This window comes from Thiohalorhabdus sp. Cl-TMA, from assembly GCF_041821045.1.
GTDB lineage: Bacteria > Pseudomonadota > Gammaproteobacteria > Thiohalorhabdales > Thiohalorhabdaceae > Thiohalorhabdus > Thiohalorhabdus methylotropha.
In genome coordinates, this window is record NZ_JBGUAW010000010.1 from 31569 (window position 1) to 50498 (window position 18930).

An 18930-nucleotide genomic window follows, 5' to 3' on the forward strand; every position below is an offset into this window, starting at 1 on the left:
CTGGGGCTCATCAAAAAGGGATGATGCATGTCCACGCTAAACATCCGGCAACGAATCCTGCTGGGTATCAGCGCCATCCTGGTGCTGTGGATCCTGATCGTTGCCGTCACCTACATCGTGCAGAACCGGCAGGCGGAGCTGCTGGAGCAGTACTCCCAGGCGAACCGGCAGGCCGAGGCGGTCACCCGGATGCAGCTCGCTCTGGTGGGTCTGCTGCCGCCCATGAACGGTTTCCTCCAGTCCCTGGACTCCGAGCACCAGTCCGATTTCGAGGCCGAGCTCCAGAACTACAAGAAGGCCATGAATCGGGTGGAGCAGATTCCGAGCCTGCCCGAAAAGGCCCGGACCAACATCAAGGAGATCAAGGACCTGGTTGGCAACATCCGCTCCACCGGATCGCAGGTCTTCAAGGTGGACGAGATCACCTCCACCGAGGAGTCCATGACGACCATCGCCGAGTCCCTGGTCTACCTCGCCAAGGAGAAGGGGGATCAGCTCCGGCGGACCCTGACCCGGCGCGCGGAGAATCTGCAGGAGGCGGCGCGGGACCAGTCCCGGTTCGCCATTCTCGTCAGCCTGGGGGTCACAGGGGCCGCCGCGCTGATCGCCCTGCCGCTGACGTTCATCATGATGCGCTGGATCCGGCGCACCGTGGATGATCTCCGCTCCCGGGTACAGGAGGAGTCCTCGGGCATCCTGGAGTCGGTGGAGAGTCAGGTATCCTTCGCGGCCCAGCAGGAACAGGCCATGGGCACCATGACCCAGTCCATGGAGCAGATGAGCGGCGTCTCACGCGACATCGCCCAGTCCGCCTCCTCGGTGGATGAGGTAGCCCGCGAGACCCGGGAGACCGCCCGCAATGGCGCCAAGGATGTTGAGCGGGTGGTGCGCTCCATGGAGGAAATCCGCAACGGCGTCCGCGACATCAACAACAAGATCACTCATACGGGCACCAAGGCCCAGCAGATCGCCGATGCGGTGGCCTCCATCGACGAGATAGCCGACGAGACCCACATGCTGGCCCTGAATGCCGCCATCGAGTCGGCCGCTGCCGGCGAGTACGGCCAGCGTTTCGGCGTGGTGGCGGCCGAGGTGCGGCGCCTCGCAGAGCGCACCCGCGAATTCACCGACGAGGCCAACCGCCTCATGCAGGAGGTGCGCGCCTCCACCCAATCCTCCATCGAGGCCACCGAGGCGGGGGTCCAGTCGGTGGAGCAGGGCGTGGACATGACCAAGCAGGCCGGGCAGGCGCTTTCCGGGATCCTGGACATGACCGACCGCACCGCCCAGGCCACCCAGCAGATCGCCACCTCCACCGAGGAACAGGACGCTTCCACCGCCGAGGTCCGGCAGCAGCTGGAGGATATCTCCATCAAGCTCAAGGAGAGCGCGCAGGGCCTGCAGCGCTCCAAGGAGATCGCCTACCGCCTCAACGAGGTCTCCGACCGTATGAGCCAGGAGCTCTGAGGCGTCCGCATGGCCTCTGGATTTGACTTCTCCGCGTTCATCGCCGGATTCCAGGAGGAGGCCGAAGAGCGTCTCCATGCAATCGAGTCCACTCTGGTGGACCTGGAAAAGGGCGGGGTGGACGCCGATCAGCTGGAGCGCTTGCGCCGGGACGCCCATTCGGTGAAGGGCTCGGCGAACATGCTTCAGCTACGGGACATCGGGGAAACCGCTCATGTCCTGGAGGATGCCTTCGCCCACCTGCGCGACGGCACCGCCGCGCCCCACCGTGGCTACATGGAGCTCATGTTCGAGCTCCTCGATGCCCTCCGCTCGCGTATCGGCAATGCAGAGGATCCGGAATCGGAGCAGCTCGACCCCGAGGCCCTGCGGGCGCGCCTGGAGAGGCTGGATGCCGAGGGCGAGGCTCCTTCGGAGTCCGATGCGGCCCCCGTGGCGCCGGAGGCTACTCCCGAGCAGCCGGATGTGGATACGCAATCCGAGGAGATGCAGGAGTCTGCGGAAGCCGGTGTGCACCAGATGGACTGGTCCGAGCTCATCCCGGGCCTGCGGCAGGACGCCGAGCCGGTCCTGCACGGTATTCAGGAGGTGCTGGGCTCCGACGACCCCATGGCCGCGGCCTCCGATTCCTTCCTGGACCAGACCGAATCCCTGGCTATGTCCATGCGCCAGGTGGGACTCGAGGACGCTGCCGAGGCCCTGGATCTGGTGGCCGCTGTCCTGGAATCTCCGGCGGTCGGTGGCCTGCCGGCCTCTCTGGGAGAGCTTCTGCAGAATCTGGTGCATCGGGTGCGGCGGCGGCTGGAGCATGCCGACCAGCCGGATGCCCAGTCCTTGGACCGGAAGCGGATCCGACAGGCGCGCGGTTTGCTGGAGCAATGGGGCATGGTGCAGGGCCCGTCCGGGGAAAGAGCGCCGTCGGAAACCCTGGCGCAGCCCCCGGACCCTTCGGAGACGCCGGAGTCCGTGGAGAAGGACGGGGAGGTGCCTGCCATTGCCGAGCCGGGGGCCGCGTCCGCCCGGAGCGCGGCCCGAAGCGGCTCGGGCGTTGACGTCTCCGCCTTCCTGGAAGGCTTCCAGGCCGAAGCCCTGGAAGAGCTGGCCGTGATCCAGGACGGCCTGCTGAAGGCGGAGCAGGCGGCGCTCCCGGCGGAGGATCGGGACGAAATGCGGCAGAAGGTCCACAGTCTCAAGGGCTCGGCCAATATGCTCGGCCTGGAGGACATCGGTGGGGCCGCGGAGATCCTCGAGGACGGGGTCGCCCGCCTGGATGATAGCGGCGGTGTCGGGGTTGAAGCCCTGCTTTCGCTCCACGACGCGCTCCGCGCCACGGTGGAGCAAGTCCAGGATGGGGAACGGACTCCCCTGGATGTCTCCGCCTGGGCGAAGCGCATGGAACAGGGCGCGTCGGAATCGCCGGCGCAGCCGGCTTCCGCGCCCCGCGAGCCGGAACAGCCGGGAACGGCGCCGGGCGGAGGGCAGAAGGAGGCCGGTGACGGACGCAGCGCCGGCACCAATCGGGGGACTCTGCGCGTCAGCGCCGATCGCCTGGAGCGCCTCAGTGAAGGGGTGATCGGTCTGGCCATGGACCGGGCCACGCAGGAGGACCGCCGCGCCGAGATGGACCAGATCATCGCGGATTTCCGGGCCTTGCGCCGGCAATGGGAATGGTTCGAGGGGATCCTTCCGGAATCCGGACCCCTGGTGCAGCAGCAGAAGAGCTTCTCCAACCAGCTGGACAACCTGTCCCAGTCCCTGAACCGGTTCCGGCAGGAAACCGAGCTGGAAATGGCCGCCCGCCACGGGCTTTACGACGAGATCCACGAGCGGGTCATGGCGCTCATGGTTTCCCCCCTGGGCACCATCTTCTCCGTGCTTCCCCGTTCCGCCCGGGATCTCGCCCAGCGATTCCAGAAGCGCGTTGAGCTCTCCATCGAGGGCAGCGAGATCGAGCTGGAGCGGAAGAACGTGGATGCGCTCCTCGAGCCCCTGGTGCATCTGGTGACCAACGCTATCTCGCACGGAATCGAGGCGCCCGAGGAGCGCGAGGCCGCCGGGAAGTCCCCGGTTGGCCGGATCCGGGTGCAAGCGGAGCACGTGGGCGGCGAGGTGGCCATCTCGGTGACCGACGACGGCAGGGGTATCGACTACGAGAAGGTCCGGGAGACCGCTATCCGTACCGGGGTCACCACCGCCGCCGAGGCGGAGAGCATGCTGCCCTACGATCTGCTGCAGATGCTGTTCCGCCCCGGCTTCTCCACGAAGGAGGAAGTGAACCAGATCTCCGGCCGCGGTATCGGCATGAACGCGGTGCGCGACGCGGTGCAGCGCATGACGGGCTCCATCCAGGTGGACTCTGAAGTGGGCAGGGGGACCACGTTCACCCTGAACATCCCGGTTTCGACCGCCGTCCAGCGGGTGCTCAAGTTCCGGGTGGGAGAGGAGGTTTTCGGGGTTTTGGCCAACCAGGTGGAGCGTATCCTCGGACTCCACGAGGTGGTGCTCACGGAAGCCCGCGGACAGCGCTTCTTCCACTATCAGGGCAACCAGGTTCCCGCCACCTGGCTGAGCGAGCTCTTTGGCACCGGGGACGAGGGAATCCGGGACACCAAATCCCTCCGTCTGGTGGTGGTGCGCCACCTGGAAGGCTATATCGGCCTGGTGGTCCACGAGGTGCTGGAGGAAGCGCAGGCGGTGGTCAAGGATGTCACCAACTACCTGCGGCGGCACTCCGTGCAGGGGCTGATCGGCACCACCATCTCCGGGTCGGGGGAGGTCCAGCTACTGCTGGAGCCCACGGGCATCAAGGAGATGGAGCGGACCTCGCCGCTATCCCTGCACATGGGCGAGCGTTGGCTGGAGGATCCCCTGCGCGGCCTCCGGGTGCTACTGGTGGAGGATTCGCCGCTGGCGCGGCAGATGGAGCGGGCGGTCCTGGAGAACGCCGGGATGGAGGTTGATACGGCCGTGGACGGCCTGGACGCCCTGGACCGTATGGAGGTGCGTTTCCCGGACATAGTCATCACAGACGTGGAGATGCCGCGCATGGACGGCTACGACCTCCTGCGGAAACTGCGGGACGACAATCAATATCGCGGGGTTCCGGTGTTCATGGTCACCTCCCGGGACAGCGAGGAGGATCGGGGGACCGCCCAGCACTTGGGCGCCGACGGCTTCCTCAACAAGATGGACCTGCAGTCCGGTGACCTGATTGGAGAGATCCGCAATCGGCTTGAGCAGCTCTATGCCTGATTTCTTTCAGCGCCTTCCTATCACGCGACCGCCTGCAGCGGGAATGTCCGTTCCCGGAATCGGGGGGTAGCCGCTATGCGTACATCCCTGCTTCGCGACAGTATCGCCATCGTCCTGCTCGTTGCCGCCGGATTCGCCGCCCTGGCCCTCCTCACCTTCCATCCCGAGGATCCCGGCTGGTCCCTGGCGGCCGGCGCCGAGGTGCGCAATGCCGCGGGTCCGGTAGGCGCCTATCTGGCGGATCTCCTCTATCGGTTCTTCGGCCTCGGCGCTTACCTCCTGGTGGCGGGCACGGTTCTGCAGGGAATCCGGCAGCTGTTCGGGAAGTGGGAGCGCGGACAAGCAGCCATACGATGGGGCGGAGCCCTGCTGGTCCTGCCGGCGGCGGTCGCCCTGCTGCATATGCTCTGGCCGCAGCCTACCCCCTGGCTCGGAGGTACCGGCGCGGGCGGGATCACCGGTCTGCTCCTGACCTCCCTGCTGGTGCCGTATCTGAACATTCCCGGAGCCGGCCTGACCCTAACGGGGCTGCTGGTAATCGGCCTTACCGCCGCGTCCGGCCGCTCCTGGACGGAGGTGCTGGAGGCCACCGGACGGGGTACCGTGGGCGCGGCCCGGGCCTCCCGGCGGGGGCTCGCCCGGGCGGGGGCACTCCTGGCCGCGGCCGCCTCCGGGCCGGTGCGCGTCCTTCGGTCGATGGGCCGTCGACCCCGGGTGTACCGAGCGGAGGGTCCGGAGGTTCGGGCGCCCCGGGTCGAGCCCCGGACTACTCTGGAGCACGCCGATTCCCGGGATTCGGTCCCCGATATAGAGGCGGAGGAAACCGCGCAGCCGGATTCCTTCGAGCCACCCGCCCTGGAGGCGCTGGAAGCGGAGGTGCCGGAGGAAATGCCGGAGCCGGAAGCACCCCCGGCCACGCCCAAGCAGGAGAAGAAGGCCCGCAAGGCCTCCACCAAGGTGGACCGGGGTATTCCGGAGTCCCCCTTCCCCGCGCTGGATCTGCTGGATCCGGTTACGGCGCGGAAGGAGGGCAACCGGGAGGACGGCCTCGAGGATCAGGCTCGGCTGCTGGAGGAGCGCCTCGCCGACTTCAACGTCTCCGCCACGGTTACCGAATACCACTCCGGGCCGGTGGTGACGCGCTTCGAGCTGGAGCTGGCGCCGGGGACCAAGGTCAACAAGGTCACCAATCTCTCCAAGGACCTGGCGCGCAGCCTCTCCGTGCAGAGCGTGCGGGTGGTGGAGAACGTCCCCGGCAAGCCGGTGATCGGCCTGGAGGTCCCCCGGGCCAAGCGGGAGATGGTGCGGATCCGCGAGGTGATCGAATCGGAGGCCTTCAGCGAGGCCGAATCACCGCTGACCCTGGCCCTGGGCGCCGATATCGCCGGCACCCCGGTGGTCACCGACCTCGGCTCCATGCCGCACCTCCTGGTGGCCGGAACCACCGGCGCCGGCAAATCCGTGGGCATCAACTCCATGCTCCTGTCGCTGGTCTACAAGGCCTCGGCCGAGGACGTGCGCCTGATCCTGGTGGACCCCAAGATGCTGGAGCTGTCCGTCTACGACGGCATCCCGCACCTCCTGGCGCCCGTGGTGACGGACATGAGCGAGGCGGCCAACGCCTTCAAGTGGTGCATCGCGGAAATGGAGCGGCGCTTCCAGCTCATGGCCCACGTCGGGGTGCGCTCCCTGGCCGCCTACAACCAGCGCATCCGGGACGCCAAGGAGGCCGGGGATCCCCTGCGGGGACCCTCCACCGACGGCATTCACGAAGGCCCCGAGCTAGAGCCCCAGCCGTGGATCGTGGTGGTGGTGGACGAGCTGGCCGACCTCATGATGGTGGCCGGCAAGCAGGTGGAGGAATCCATCACCCGCTTGGCCCAGAAGGCCCGGGCCGCCGGTATCCATCTCATCCTCGCCACCCAGCGCCCCTCGGTGGACGTTCTCACCGGACTGATCAAGGCGAACATTCCCGCCCGTATCTCCTTCCAGGTGAACCAGCGGGTGGATTCCCGCACCATCCTCGACCAGGGCGGCGCCGAACAGCTGCTCGGCAAGGGCGACATGCTGTTCTTCCCCGCCTCCTACAGCGCCCCGCGACGGGTGCACGGCGCCTTTGTGGACGACAACGAGGTGGAGCGGGTGGTGGGCCACCTCAAGACCGTGGGGGCCCCGGAATATGATGAAGCCGTGCTGTCCGATCCGGAGGAGGGCAACGTGGCGGGCGAGGAAAGCGGCGGCGAGGACGCCGAGACCGACCCCCTGTACGATCAGGCGGTACAAATCGTCACCGAATCGCGCCGGGCTTCCATATCCAATGTGCAAAGGCGGCTGCGTGTGGGCTACAATCGGGCGGCCCGGCTTATCGACGCCATGGAGCGTGCGGGCGTGGTCGGACCGCAGCAATCCAATGGCGGCCGGGAAGTGCTGGCGCCGCCGCCGGTGGAGGGCTGACATCCGGCCCGGTGCCGTCCCTTCCCTTTCCCGCTTGGCAGGAGGAATAGGTATCACTTCCCCATCGGCACATACCCGAGGTATTTTCCGGCGCGCAGCCCGGACGGCCTGCCTGGCGGGCCTGCTCACCACCGTCCCCGCCGCGGCCGCCGAGCTGTCGGGACTGGAGCGGCTGCAGCGCTTCTATAAGGAAACCCGGGCCCTGCACGCCGACTTCACCCAGCGGGTTCTGGGACCCGAGGGCGAAGTGCAGGAGCGCAGCCAGGGACAGGTCTGGATCGATCGGCCCGACCACTTCCGCTGGGACTACAGCAAGCCCTATCCGCAGAAGATCATCGCCGACGGCGAGACGGTGAAGTTCTATGATCCCGAGATGGAGCAGGTAACCATCCGCGATTATTCCAGCGGCATGGGCCACACGCCCAGCACGGTGCTGGCCGGCGGCGGGGATCTGCGCCGCCAGTTCCGGTTGGAGAACGCCGGCATGAGTGAGGACTTGGCGTGGGTGAAGCTGGTGCCCCGGAATAAGGAGCAGGCGGGCTTCCAGTCCGCCAAGGTGGGCCTGGCCGCGGATCCGGTCCGCCTGCGCGCCTTCGTGTTCACGGACGCCTTCGGTAACCGCACGCGGCTGCGCTTCGGCAACATCCGGGTTAATCCCTCGCTCGAGGCCGATCTCTTCAAATTCCAGCCGCCGGCCGGCACCGACGTGCTCGGCGGCGGTCGTAACGAGTAACCGCCACCAATGCAGCAGAGCTTTCTCGGCAAGGGCACACCGGTTCGCCTTTTTTTCCGCTCCGGACTCGCGCTTATCCTGGCCGGTGCCATGGTTCCGACCGTCTCGGCCACCGGGTTCAAGCGCTCCACCTACTCGGCGGAAGGACTCGGGGTCGCCAACGCCCTCGGCGCCGACGCCGAGCACGTCAGCAGTATGGCCTACAACCCGGCCGCGCTGGCCTTCCAGGAAGGCGCCCATCTGCAGGCCGGCCTCATGCGCTCCTACCTCAAGGTGGAATCCTCCGGCGGCGGCGTCAGCCGCCCGGACCAGAAGCTCTACGTGGACGACCTCTACGCCACCTACCGCGATCCTGCCTGGTCCTTCGGCACCGGACTGGCCATCAACCGGCCCTTCCGCATCGACAGCAAATGGGACTTCGAACAAACGGGGGCGGCCACCCGGACTGAGCTGAACCTGGTGGACGTCAACCCGACCGTCTCCTACCGCCTGCGTCCCGGGCTGGCCCTGGCCGTGGGTGCGGATTACTACCGGGCCCTGGATTTCGAGTATTCCGAGGTCGGAACTGTCCGCAAGGGGGACGGCGACGGCTGGGGCGGCACCGTGGGCCTCATGTTCTGGCGCGAGTCCTGGTCCGTGGCGGCCACCTACCGCTCCGGGGCGGACCTGGAAATGACGGGCCAGAATCTGGACGGCAGCACCTTTCATCTGCCCTCCCGGGCCCGCATCGGCTTCAAGTTCCGGCCCTCGCTGGGCTGGTCCATCCACCTCGATGCCGTGCGCACGGGATGGAACGAGTACGAGGGTCTGGAGGGCGTGGACCCCGGAAAGGACTGGGAATCCACGGTGGGCTACAAGGCCGGGGCCATCCTTCGCCTTTCGGACCGTTCCGATATCCGGTTCGGCTACTCCTACGAGCCGGATCCGAAGAACCAGGCCACCTTCGACCCCCGCTCGAACAGCGGCAACCGCCACATGCTCACGGTGGGCACCGGCTGGGAAGGGGACAACTTCACCTTCGATCTGGCCTACGGATACGCCATCTCTCCCACCCAGGATCTGGATGGGGCGCCGGTGGATGCTTACAATGGCCGCAACCGGACCAATGCCCAGTACCTGATGTTCTCCCTGGGCTACTCCAACTTCTAGCATTCGAGCGCCATGAGCGAGCCGGACCTCTTCTCCGCCGCCGGGGCCGATGATCCCGGCCGGCCGCTGGCCGACCGGCTTCGTCCCGGAACCCTGGAAGAATTCGTCGGCCAGCAGCACCTGCTGGGCCCGGGGATGCCCCTGCGCCGCGCCATCGAGTCCGACCGCCTGCACTCCATGATCTTCTGGGGGCCGCCGGGTACCGGTAAGACCACCCTGGCGCGGATCGTCGCCGAGCGGACCGGCTATGCCTTCCTGCAGATCTCCGCGGTATTTTCCGGGGTCAAGGACATCCGCAACGCCATCGAGGAGGCCCGGCGGGAGCGCCACGAGCAGGGACGTCCCGCGGTGCTCTTCGTTGACGAGGTGCACCGCTTCAACAAGTCGCAGCTGGACGGCTTCCTGCCGGCGGTGGAGGACGGCACGGTGACGCTGATCGGTGCCACCACGGAGAATCCCTCCTTCGAGCTCAACGCGGCGCTGCTCTCCCGGTGCCGGGTCTATGTACTCAAGCCCCTGGAGGCCGACGACCTGCGGCGCATGCTCGATCGGGCCCTGGCCGACGCCGAGCGCGGCCTGGGGAACCAGGCGGTGGAAGTGGGCGCGGAGGAGCTGGATCTGCTCGCGGCGGCTGTGGACGGTGACGCCCGGCGGGCATTGACCCTGCTGGAGCTGGCGGTGGAGACCGCGCGCTCCTCGGGGGACGGGGGCGCGCGTGTGGACCGGGAGACCATGGAGGCGGTGGTCGGCGGCCGGGTGCGGCGTTACGACAAGGCGGGCGATCAGCACTACGACCTGATATCGGCGCTGCACAAGTCCATCCGCGGCAGCGATCCGGACGGGGCCGTCTACTGGCTGTGCCGCATGCTGGACGGGGGCGATGATCCGATATACATCGCCCGGCGCTTGGTGCGCATCGCTTCCGAGGACGTGGGCAACGCCGATCCCCGCGCCCTGCAGGTCACCCTGAACGCCCGCGACGCCTACGACTTCCTGGGCACACCGGAGGGGGAGCTGGCCCTGGGGCAGGCCGCCATCTATCTGGCGGTGGCACCCAAGTCCAATGCCGCCTATCAGGCCTTCAACGCCGCCTCCGCCGAGGTGGCGGACAGCGGCAGCCTGGAGGTGCCTTCGCATATCCGCAACGCGCCCACGCGGCTCATGAAGCAGCTCGGCTACGGCGAGGGCTACCAGTACGACCACGACTTCTCCGGAGGGGTGGCTGCGGAGCAGACCTTCCTGCCCGAAGAGCTGTCCGACCGGGTCTACTACCAGCCCACGGAGCGTGGACTGGAGGGGCGCATCCGGGAGCGGGTGGAGGAGCTTCAGCGCCACCGGCGTAAGGGCGGGGGCTGATTCGGTACGAGAACGAAAAGAGAACGTAAGCGTTCACTGCCGCCCTCCCGTCCGCCACAGCCGGGCCGTTTGGGCTAGGAGACCGGGACCAGCCGCGATCCGTCCCGATATTGCACCTTCCAGCCCTGCCACGCGGGCAGCTCCGTACGCCGGGGCACGGTGGTCCGGGCTCCACCGACCTTCTCGACGGTTACCCGCTTGCGCCGCGCCTCGTAGTGCACCACGGTGTCGATTCCTTCCAGGTTCAGGCGTCTCGGATAATGGCGATCGAAACGGGCCCGTTCCCACTCTGGGATTCCCCGGGGCTCCAGATCCCTGACCTCCACTAACTCCAGGTCGGACCCCTGCTCCACCCCCAGGCTCTGGAGGCGCTCCACCAGCCACTCCCGGGGCTCCGGAAGCGGCTCTCCCTCCCCGAAATCCAGCGCGACGTAAAGGTTCCACGCCTCGATCTCCTCCCGGAGACGATCCCCCGCGCCTTCCAGGAGCTTGCCGCTCAGAATCAGGTCCGCAAGCGCCGCCCGCAGGGCCGGGCCTTCGGCCTCCACGCTTTCGGAGGCGATGGTGCGCTCGGCGTACACCCGGCGGGCGGTCACGGTGACGGTCTCACCGTCCCAGGCCGGGTCGTCGTGCTCGACGACGCCTAGATCCCGCCTAGCCAGGGTCTCCAGAGAGACCGGTGCCATGCAGGTGCCCAGGTTCAGGGTCCGGGTGGTGCCCTTGCCCGGGATGCTGTGCTGGTCGAAGACCAACGCCGCTTCGGCCTCCTCCGGGAAGCGCGACTCCTCCGCGGGCTGGATCTCGGCTTGGCCGTTGCCCAAGGCGCTGCGCCGCTTGGCGCGACGCACATAGGCCAGCTCGGGAGCGGCGGCGAGGGCGGCCTCCAGGAGGGACTCGCGGGGCAGGGGGAAGTCGGGATTGCGCTCCGGCAGGTCCAGCGCCTGGCGTATCTGATCGGCCATGCGGCGGGCCTCGGCCAGGGCGCCACGGTTGGCGGGAACGGCTCGCGGCGGATCGCCGCGCACCAGGCGGATTCGGGTGGTGGCGTCGCAAGGCTCGGGCGCCCATTCCAGCAGAGCCTGCCGTTCTTCCTCCCTGCGCATGGGGCGCAGGAGCGGACGATCCGTGCTAAGAGCCGCGGCCAGGTCGGTCATGGCGGCCCGGGTATCGGCATCGGGCATGGCCGTGATCAGATGGGCGAACAGCGGGTCCAGGGGTAGCGGAAACAGCCGGCGACCGTGGTCCGTCAGATAGCCCGCCTCGTCGATGGCGTCCATAACGCGCAGACGCTGCCAGGCGCGCTCCAGGGCATGTTCGGGTAAGGGGTCGGGGAATTCCAGCTCGGTTACGGGCGTTCCGCTGGCTGCAGCGGCGAGCAGCAGGTCGTCCAGTTCCTCGCGGGCCACCTCGGGCGGTGTGTAGTCCTCCAGGCGGGCTTCCCGGGCCCAGAGCCGCAGACACCGTCCCGGTCCCAGTCTCCCCGCGCGGCCGGCGCGCTGGTCGGCGGCGGCCTGGGAGATGGCCTGCAGTCCCAGCACCGTGCGGCCGCCGCGGTGGTGGGTGCGCCGCTCCAGGCCGGAGTCCACCACCACGCGGACCCCCGGCAGGGTCAGTGAGGTCTCGGCCACGTTGGTGGCCAGGATCACCCGTCTGTGATCGGCGGTGCGCAGGGCCCTGTCCTGAATAGCCGTGTCCACGCCGGCGTGGAGGGGGATCACTTCCATGTCGGTGCCGGACAGGGCCTGCTCCGCCGCCCGGATCTCGCCTCGTCCGGGCAGGAACACCAGGATGTCGCCCTCGGCGGTCTCCTGGAGCATGCGCCGCACGGCATTGGCCACACGCTGCTCCAGGTTCTTGGTGGAAGGCAGGGACGGCTCTCCGTTGTAGGCGATGTCCACCGGATGGGTGCGCCCTTCCGCCTCCAGGCGCATGCCGCCCAGATAGCGGGCCAACCGCTGTCCGGCAACGGTGGCGGAGGTGACCACCAGCCGATGGCGTCCCGCGCCCTTGAGCTGTGCCGCCAGCAGGTCCGTGTCCCAGCGCCGTTCGTGGAATTCGTCCAAAACCACGCTGGAGAATCTGTCGAGCCCGTGGGCCGCCAACCAGCGAAGCGCCACGCCCGGGGTGACGAAAACGATTCGCGTGTCTTTGCCGTGACGGGCGTCGAAGCGCACGGCATACCCAACCTCTTCCCCCAGGTCGCAGCCGCGCAGCTCGGCTACGTGCCGGGCCAGAGAGCGGGCCGCCATGCGCCGCGGCTCCACCATCAGAACGGGCCCCTGTTCGGCGCACCACAGGGGGAGGCGGGTGGATTTGCCGCTGCCGGTGGGGGCCTCCACCACAACGTGGCCGCTAGCCAGGGCGCCGTCGAATTCGTCCCGGAGCTTGTCGATGGGCAGTGCTTGCATGGGTACAACAGGGTGAAATGGGGAGCCGGATAGGATAGCGCAGGAGAGGGGGGTGCGCCCAAGGGGGTGTGCTCGGAGGGAGCCACAAAAAACCGGCCTCCGATGCATCGAAGGCCGGTACGTTTCCTGCTTTACGGCTGGGGCCGCCCCGCGCGGCCCTGCGGCGGGGCTAGGCCCGGCGGCGGTCTTGGCCGCCGCGGGAGCGGTCGCCGTTGTTACGGCCGCCGCTTCCGCCCCGACCGTTGCCGCGATTCTGCCCCTGGGGCCCCTTGTTGGGCCCGTTGCGGCGGGGGCCGGAAGATTGCTTGGCGGTAGGCTCGAAGCCGTCCTCCACGTTGGTGGTGATCCGGCAATCCACCACCCGCTCGATGGCGTTGAGCTGACGGCGCTCATCGGCGCATACCAGGGAAACGGCATTGCCTTCGGCGCCGCCGCGACCGGTGCGGCCGATACGGTGGACGTAGTCCTCGGCGTTGTCGGGGAGCTCGTAGTTGACCACGTGGGGCAGGCTGTCGATGTCCAGGCCGCGGGCGGCCACGTCGGTAGCCACCAGGGCCTGCACCTTCTGCCGCTTGAAGGAGGAAAGCGCCTTGGTGCGGGCGCCCTGGGTCTTGTCGCCGTGAATGGCGGTGGAGCGGACACCCTGCCGTTCCAGGTGCTCGGCCAGCTTGTCGGCACCGCGCTTGGTGCGGGTGAAGACTAGCACCTGACCCCAATCCTGGCTGTCGATGAGGTGGGTGAGCAGGTCGCGCTTGCGGTTTCCGTCCACCAGGTAGGCGGACTGGGTGACGCCCTCGGCCGCCGCGTTGGGGCGGGCCATCTCGATGCGCTCGGGCTCGTTCAGGAAGCGTTCGGCCAGCTTGCGGATGGCCTTGGAGAAGGTGGCCGAGAACAGCAGGGTCTGGCGCTGGCTGGGTACGGCCTGCAGGATCTTCTCGATGGGCTGGATAAAGCCCATATCCAGCATGCGGTCGGCCTCATCGAGGACCACCGTTTCCACCTTGGAGAGGTCCACGGTGCCACGCTCCATGTGGTCCATGAGGCGGCCCGGAGTAGCAACGAGCACGTCCACGCCGCGCTTCAGGGCACCGATCTGCTTGCCGATGGGCATGCCGCCGTAGACCGAGGTGGTCCGTACCTTGGACTGCTTGCCGTAGGTGCCGATGCTTTCCACCACCTGGCCCGCCAGCTCGCGGGTGGGGGTGAGCACCAGGACGCGGGGAGAGCTGCCCTGGGGGCCGCCGAGGTTGTGGAGCACGGGCAGGGTGAAGGCGGCAGTCTTGCCAGTGCCGGTTTGCGCGGTGGCCATCACGTCCTTGCCGGCCAGCACGGCGGGAATGGCTTCTGCCTGGATGGGAGTGGGCTCGCTGTAACCTTGTGCCTCGACGGCGCTAAGAATCCCGGCGGAAAGGCCGAGGGAAGAAAACGACATAGATTTCGCTCCTGGTTGGACCCGTCCGGACCATGGAGGTCCCGGATCCCGATCATGTTCCCGCCCGGCCATCGGCATCGGACAGCAAAAAGCCGTCCCGGATCAGCGCGACATGGCCGACGGGTAGGAATGCGGTAATCACCTGATGACAGGGACAAACCGCTTATGGTTTGCGGGTACCAGCCAAGAACGCGGGGAAGGACTTCTGCGGGTACGCCTGGGCGAAGTGAAGCGATGCCCGTTACAAACACGAGGCACATCCTAATACAGGAAAATAGAAAACACCATGGCACCAGGAAGCCAAGAACTACAAAAAGGGCCGGAAAAGCCTTTCACGCAAGCCTCCTACCAAATTCCGGGGCTTGCACGGGAAGGGGTTTTCGGTGTCCTGGCCTCCTGGCGCTTTGACTTTTATTTTCAGGTGCTTATCCGGCGTGGGCACGCAGCACGGCCAGGAAGTCCTGGGCGAATTCGTCCAGCTTGTGCTCGCCGACGCCAGGCAGCTCGGCGAAGTGGCCCACCGATGTGGGGCGCATCCGCACCATTTCCTGGAGGGTGGCATCGTGGAAGACCATGAAGGGCGCGATTCCGCGCTCCTCGGCAACGGCCCGCCGGCAGTCGCGCAGGGCCTCCCACAGCGCATGGTCCTCGGGAGCGTCGAACCGGATCCCCTTGCGCTTGCCGGAAGCTGCGCGGGCGGCGCGTGCCTCCCGGCGCAGGTGCAGGGTGGTCTCGCCACGGAGCACCGGACGGCTGGCCTCGGTGAGGCGGAGACCGCCGTTGCCCTCGGGGTCCACCGCCAGCAGCCCCCGGGCTAAAAGCTGGCGGTACAGACCCTTCCACTGCGTGGCGTTCAGCTCATTGCCGATGCCGAAGGTGGAAACCCGGTGGTGGCCGAAGCGGCGAAGACGCTCCCCCTCCTTGCCGAGGAGGACGTCGGTCAGGTAACCGACGCCGAAGCGCTGACCCGTGCGATGCACGCACGACAGGGCTTTCTGGGCGGCCACCGTGGCGTCCCAGGTCTCCGGGGGCGACAGGCAGGTATCGCAGTTGCCGCAGGGCTCCGGGAGCTCGTCGCCGAAGTAGCGCAACAGGGCCTGGCGACGACACGTGGTGAGCTCGCAAAGGCCGAGCATGGCCTCCAGCTTCTGGCGCTCCACCCGCTTGCGCGCCTCCGCCGCCTCGGAGGTATCCACCATCTGCCGCAGGGTGATGACATCCTGAAGCCCGTAGAGCATCCAGGCATCCGCCGGCAGGCCGTCGCGCCCGGCGCGCCCGGTCTCCTGGTAATAGGCCTCGATGCTCTTGGGGAGGTTCAGGTGGGCCACGAAGCGGACATCCGGTTTGTCAATCCCCATGCCGAAGGCGATGGTGGCGACGATAACCACCCCTTCCTCATTGACGAAGCGGCGCTGATTCAGCGCGCGCTCCTCCGCCGACAGGCCGGCGTGATAGGGCAGGGCGGTGGGGCCGCGCTCGGCCAGCCAGGCGGCCACCTCCTCCACCCGTTTGCGGCTCAGGCAGTAGACGATGCCCGATTCCTCGGGATGCTCCTCCTGGATGAAGCGGAGGAGCCGTTCCCGGGGGCGTCCGTCGGCCTGGTCAATGCGGTAGCGGATATTGGGCCGGTCGAAGCCACCGATGAACCATTGCCCCCGATCCAGGCCGAGCCGTTCGGCGATCTCCCGGCGGGTGGGCTCGTCGGCGGTGGCGGTAAGGGCCGCCATGGGAACGGCAGGGAAGCGCTCCTTGAGGACCGAGAGCTGGATGTAATCCGGACGAAAGTCGTGGCCCCACTGGGAGACGCAATGGGCCTCGTCGATGGCGAACAAGGCCAGTGGTGCCCGCTCCAGCAGAGCCAGCGTGCGGGGTGCGTTAAGTCGCTCCGGGGCGATGTAGAGCAGGTCCAGCTCACCGGCGACCAGGGCGCTTTCCACCGCCTGGGCCTCCGCTGGATCCAGGGTGGAGTTCAGGTAGGCGGCGTTCACCCCGGCCTGGCGCAGGGCGGCGACCTGGTCGCCCATGAGAGCGATCAGCGGGGAGACCACGATGCCCACACCCTTCCGGGCAATGGCGGGAACCTGATAGCACAAGGACTTTCCGCCGCCGGTGGGCAGGATCACCAGGGCGTCGCCGCCCTCCATGAGGTGGTCGATGACCTCCCCCTGGAGAGGACGGAATTCTCCGAAGCCGAAGATTGACTGCAGGACGTGGCGGGCGGGGTCGGCCATGCCTATAAGGGTGATCCGGTGAAACGGCAAGTGGGGCGGCCTTTTATAGCCCAGCTGCCCGCAAACCTCAAGCAGGTCCGCCGGTGCCGCGGTCGCAAAAATCCGGACACCGGGTCCCGCGGTGCGGGGCCGGGTCTCCGGAGTCCAAGGGAGCCCTGCCCTTCGGCGATGCCTTCAGTCGCCCTCCGACCCATCCCCCCGCCGTGGGATTCGCCCAAAGGCTTATCAATTCCCGGCACTCCCCGCCTCTTCGTGCCGCTTCCGCTTCCCAAACCCCGGGTTCTCTGGCATCTTTTCGGTTCGGGGCTCCCCTGCACGCGCACGCCGGGGAGCCCCTGTGCTTTTCCGCACCCTTCCCCTTCCGGTCCGACACAGCCTGCGCGGTCCGGGGTGGATCGTCGAAACCGTCAAGCGCGAGGAAGCTCCCATGCTGGATTCGCACCTCCTGAGAGAGGACCCCGAAGGGGTCGCCGAGGCCCTGGCGAAGCGCGGCTATACCCTGGATGTAGCGGCCTGGCGGGCGCTGGAGTCGCGTCGCAAGGAACAGCAGACCCGCATGGAAGACCTCCAGGCAGAGCGCAAGCAGGTATCCAAGGCGGTGGGCGAGGCCAAGAAAGCGGGGGACGAGGCGACGGCGGCAGAGCGCAAGCAGCGCGCCGAGGCCATCGGCAGCGAACTGGAGGAGCTGGAGAAGGCCTTCCAGGCAACCAAGACCGAGCTGGACGCCTGGATGCTGGAGATGCCCAACATTCCGGACCCGGGGGTGCCGGTTGGGGAGGACGAGACGGGCAACGTCGAGGTGCGACGGGTGGGCGAGCCGCCGGCCTTCGATTTCCCCGTGCAGGACCACGTGGACCTCGGCCAAGGTCTGGGTATCCTGGACAGCGAGGCGGGGGCGAGCCTGGCCGGCTCCCGGTTCACCGTGCTGCGCGGGGCCGGGGCGCGGCTGTCCCGCGCCCTGGGCCAGTTCATGATGGATCTGCAAACGGATGAGCACGGCTACACCGAGATCGCGCCGCCTCTGCTGGCCCGCGGGACCACTCTGGAGGGGACCGGCCAGCTACCGAAATTCGGCGAGGACCTGTTCGCCACCGAGGGCGAGGACCCGTTCTACCTGATCCCTACCGCCGAGGTACCCCTCACCAACCTGCACCGCGATTCCATCGCCGAGACGGCGGATCTTCCCGCCCGCTACGTGGCTTGGACCCCGTGCTTCCGCCGGGAGGCGGGCTCCTATGGCAAGGACACCCGGGGCATGATCCGGCAGCATCAGTTCGACAAGGTGGAGCTGGTGCAGGTGGTCCATCCCGATGACGGTCCGGTGGCCTGGGAGGTCATGTGCGGCCACGCCGAGGAGGTGCTGAAGCGCCTGGAGCTGCCCTATCGGGTGGTGGAGCTGTGTACCGGCGACCTGGGCTTCGCCGCGCGCCGCACCTACGATCTGGAGGTGTGGCTGCCCGCCCAGGAGGCCTACCGGGAGATCAGCTCCGTCTCCTGGTGCCACGATTTCCAAGCCCGCCGCATGGGTGCCCGATTCCGGCCGGAAGGGGAGAAGCGCCCCCGCCTGGTGCATACGTTGAACGGGTCGGGCGTCGCCGTGGGCCGAGCGCTGGTGGCCCTGCTGGAGAATGGCCAGCAGGCGGATGGCTCGGTGCGGGTTCCGGAGGCCCTGCGCCCCTATCTGGGCGGTCGGGCGAGCATCAGCGGCTAGGGGGCGGCCTAGTAGGAGATGACCAAGTCCGCCGCTCCGGCTTCCTCGATCATCCAGGCGGCCCCCACCGCGCCCGCGCACTCCGGGATCAGATCCGCCTCGTCGATGCCCTGGGCCACCAGCGAGCCCGAGCAGACATAGAGCTCTGCTCCGGCGGATGCGGCGTCCCGGATGAAATCAATGATGGGGCGGCCGCCCGGCAGGGCGGCGAAGCCGTCGGCCGTACCGGGCACGAAAAGGCGGACCGCGTCCATCTGCAGGGCCATGATGGTGCGGTATTCCAGCGCCGCCGCCACGCTGGCCATGTAGAACGGAGTGGCGCAGCGCTCCGGACTCTTGACGGGGCTCGCGCTCATGAACAGGAAAAGGGTTTCTTCCACGGCTCTTCTCCACCGGACGGCGGGCCGCCCGCGTTCCACATCCAGGGGGCATCCCGGTCCGGAAAACGGCGGAGTGCCCGTGCTTCCACTACGAGGCTAGTTCCGCAGGAACAGGATCATGAGCAGGATGAAGCCGATCACCGCCGCCATGATCTTGATGAAGGTCCACCAGTCCTCCCGGCTTCCCGAAGGGCTCTGTTCGGTCATGCGCTTGACCCCGGGACCGAGGAAGAGCACCACGGCCACAGCCAGGCCGATCAGGGCCAATTGCTGCCACATCCCCATAGACGATACGCCTCGCGTTGAATCGTGTAGCGCCCGGCGTCCACCGGGCAAGAAAAAAGGCCCCATCCAGGG

The 18930-nt window shown here is 67.7% G+C and carries 12 protein-coding genes; 7 read left to right on the forward strand and 5 right to left on the reverse strand.

Annotated elements, in window-relative coordinates; genetic code table 11:
* Positions 1–27: 27 nt before the first annotated feature.
* The 6 genes from ACERLL_RS14260 (at position 28) to ACERLL_RS14285 (ending at position 10411) form a co-directional block, all read left to right on the forward strand.
* Positions 28–1467 carry a methyl-accepting chemotaxis protein gene (locus ACERLL_RS14260; protein ID WP_373656775.1) on the forward strand — a complete coding sequence of 480 codons (1440 nt, stop codon included), beginning with the start codon at positions 28–30 and terminating at the stop codon, positions 1465–1467.
* Between the two features lie 9 nt (positions 1468–1476).
* Positions 1477–4719 (forward strand): hybrid sensor histidine kinase/response regulator, encoded by a 3243-nt coding sequence (locus ACERLL_RS14265; protein ID WP_373656776.1) that lies wholly within the window; start codon positions 1477–1479, stop codon positions 4717–4719.
* 75 nt (positions 4720–4794) lie between these two features.
* A complete protein-coding gene (locus ACERLL_RS14270; protein WP_373656777.1) occupies positions 4795–7173 on the forward strand; it encodes a DNA translocase FtsK in 2379 nt (792 codons plus the stop codon).
* 34 nt (positions 7174–7207) lie between these two features.
* Positions 7208–7906 (forward strand): outer membrane lipoprotein periplasmic chaperone LolA, encoded by a 699-nt coding sequence (gene lolA / locus ACERLL_RS14275; RefSeq protein ID WP_373656778.1) that lies wholly within the window; start codon positions 7208–7210, stop codon positions 7904–7906.
* A gap of 9 nt (positions 7907–7915) precedes the next feature.
* Positions 7916–9055, forward strand: coding sequence for an OmpP1/FadL family transporter (locus tag ACERLL_RS14280; protein WP_373656779.1), 1140 nt, complete (start codon positions 7916–7918; stop codon positions 9053–9055).
* A gap of 12 nt (positions 9056–9067) precedes the next feature.
* Positions 9068–10411: a replication-associated recombination protein A gene (locus tag ACERLL_RS14285; RefSeq protein WP_373656780.1), complete on the forward strand. Its 1344-nt coding sequence runs from the start codon at positions 9068–9070 to the stop codon at positions 10409–10411.
* Positions 10412–10485: 74 nt separating this feature from the next.
* Here the strand turns inward: ACERLL_RS14285 and ACERLL_RS14290 are convergent, their stop codons facing one another.
* From ACERLL_RS14290 to recQ, 3 genes are all read right to left on the reverse strand, one after another.
* Positions 10486–12819, reverse strand: coding sequence for a helicase-related protein (locus ACERLL_RS14290; protein ID WP_373656781.1), 2334 nt, complete (start codon positions 12817–12819; stop codon positions 10486–10488).
* A 169-nt stretch (positions 12820–12988) separates the two neighbouring features.
* A complete protein-coding gene (locus ACERLL_RS14295; protein ID WP_373656782.1) occupies positions 12989–14251 on the reverse strand; it encodes a DEAD/DEAH box helicase in 1263 nt (420 codons plus the stop codon).
* Positions 14252–14676: 425 nt separating this feature from the next.
* On the reverse strand, positions 14677–16482 hold the full coding sequence (recQ, locus tag ACERLL_RS14300; RefSeq protein ID WP_373656783.1) for a DNA helicase RecQ: 1806 nt from the start codon (positions 16480–16482) through the stop codon (positions 14677–14679).
* Between the two features lie 427 nt (positions 16483–16909).
* Here recQ and serS point away from each other — a divergent pair, with 427 nt between their 5' ends.
* The gene (serS, locus tag ACERLL_RS14305; protein WP_373656784.1) at positions 16910–18193 is read left to right on the forward strand and encodes a serine--tRNA ligase; all 1284 of its coding nucleotides are present in this window, start codon (positions 16910–16912) and stop codon (positions 18191–18193) included.
* A gap of 8 nt (positions 18194–18201) precedes the next feature.
* On the opposite strand, the gene ACERLL_RS14310 is transcribed toward serS, so the two are convergent.
* Positions 18202–18573, reverse strand: a complete 372-nt coding sequence (locus ACERLL_RS14310) for a DsrE family protein (RefSeq protein ID WP_373656785.1) — start codon at positions 18571–18573, stop codon at positions 18202–18204.
* Between the two features lie 96 nt (positions 18574–18669).
* Entirely contained in the window at positions 18670–18852 is a 183-nt protein-coding gene (locus ACERLL_RS14315; protein ID WP_373656786.1) for a hypothetical protein, read from the reverse strand.
* Positions 18853–18930 lie beyond the last annotated feature (78 nt).